The organism is Pseudomonas sp. RIT-PI-o (assembly GCF_001297215.1).
In the GTDB taxonomy this organism is placed as follows: domain Bacteria; phylum Pseudomonadota; class Gammaproteobacteria; order Pseudomonadales; family Pseudomonadaceae; genus Aquipseudomonas; species Aquipseudomonas moraviensis_A.
The window spans coordinates 1-1,529 of record NZ_LHPA01000031.1; the positions used below are offsets into that span (position 1 = coordinate 1).

Annotated in this window: 2 protein-coding genes; both read left to right on the forward strand. The window is 59.7% G+C overall.

Going from position 1 to position 1,529, the window contains the following annotated elements; translation table 11 throughout:
- Window positions 1–59 precede the first annotated feature (59 nt).
- A complete protein-coding gene (locus tag AEQ63_RS20470; RefSeq protein ID WP_007949952.1) occupies window positions 60–575 on the forward strand; it encodes an Hcp family type VI secretion system effector in 516 nt (171 codons plus the stop codon).
- A gap of 133 nt (window positions 576–708) precedes the next feature.
- Window positions 709–1,529, forward strand: an 821-nt coding sequence (tssI, locus tag AEQ63_RS20475) for a type VI secretion system tip protein TssI/VgrG (RefSeq protein ID WP_152972396.1), incomplete at its 3' end; no start/stop codon positions are given.

Genomic DNA, 1,529 nt, shown 5'->3' on the forward strand with positions numbered 1-1,529 from the left:
CACCCACCGGGCGATTTCGCCTCCGGGCACCCTCAATTTATCCGCAAGGAGAGCACCCCATGGCAACACCAGCGTACATGTCGGTTACCGGCGAAAAACAAGGCCTGATCACTGCCGGCGCGTTCACCGCCGACTCCGTTGGCAACACCTATCAGGAAGGCCACGAAGACCAGGTCATGGTTCAGGCTTTCACCCACGACGTGATCATCCCGCGTGACCCGCAATCCGGTCAGCCAACCGGTCAGCGCGTGCACAAGCCAGTCGTGATCACCAAGGTCTACGACAAGGCTTCGCCTCTGCTGCAAGCCGCACTGACTTCCGGCGAGCGCATGAGCGAAATCGTTATCCAGTGGTACCGCACTTCGGCCCAAGGCACCCAAGAGCACTACTACACCACCAAACTGGAAGACGCGATCATCGTCGCCATCAACAACAAAATGCACAACTGCCAGGATCCGGGCAACGCGCACTTCACCCACCTGGAAGAAGTGCAGTTCACCTACCGCAAAATCACCTGGACCCACGAAGTATCCGGTACTTCGGGTTCCGATGACTGGCGTGCTCCAGTCGTTTAATTACGGCTGACCGTTACACGCATCGGCCAGCTCTGCTGGTCGATGTTGTTTACGCCCCTCCAGAATTTCGCGTACGTTGAGCCGCTTTTTGCGGCCGTCGACGAGCGCCGCTGTACAGCACGAGGAACAAGGGATGTTCGCGCCGGCCAATGAAACCCACTTTGCCCTGACCATCGAAGGGCTTTCCGCCGACTTTCAGGTGTTTACCCTGCAAGGCCGGGAAGCCATCAGCCAGCCTTTTGTCTTTGAGGTGGAGCTGGTCAGTGAGCAGCCGTCGCTGGACCTCGAAACCCTGCTGCACAAACCGGCCTTTCTGCAGCTGTCGCCCGACGGCAGCGGCATTCATGGGCAGATCTACCGCGCCGCGCAAGGCGATTCCGGCAAGCGCCTGACCCGTTATTCGGTGACCCTGCGCCCGCGACTGGCGTACCTGGCGCATCGCATCAACCAGCGCATTTTCCAGAACCTCAGCGTGCCGAAAATCATCGGCATGGTGCTCGAAGAGCACGGCATCCAAAGCAACGCCTACGAATTCAAGACCGGCTCGATCTATCCCGAGCGCATCTACTGCGTGCAATACGACGAGTCGGATCTGCACTTCATCCAGCGCCTGTGCGAAGAGGAAGGTATTCACTACCACTTCCAGCACACCACAACAGGCCACAAACTGCTGTTCGGCGATGACCAGACGGTGTTTCCGAAACTGGCGCCGGTGCCCTATCAGCAAGACTCCGGCATGGTCGCCAGCAACCCGGTGATCAAGCGTTTCGACCTGCGCCTGGAAACCCGCACCAGCCGCACCACCCGCCGCGACTACGACTTCGAAAAACCGCGCCTGACCCTGGAAAGCGAGAACCGTGGCGACGCCCTGCCCGACCTTGAAGACTACGATTACCCGGGCCGCTTCATCGACCGCGAGCGCGGCAAGCATTTGGCCAAACGCGCCCTCGAACG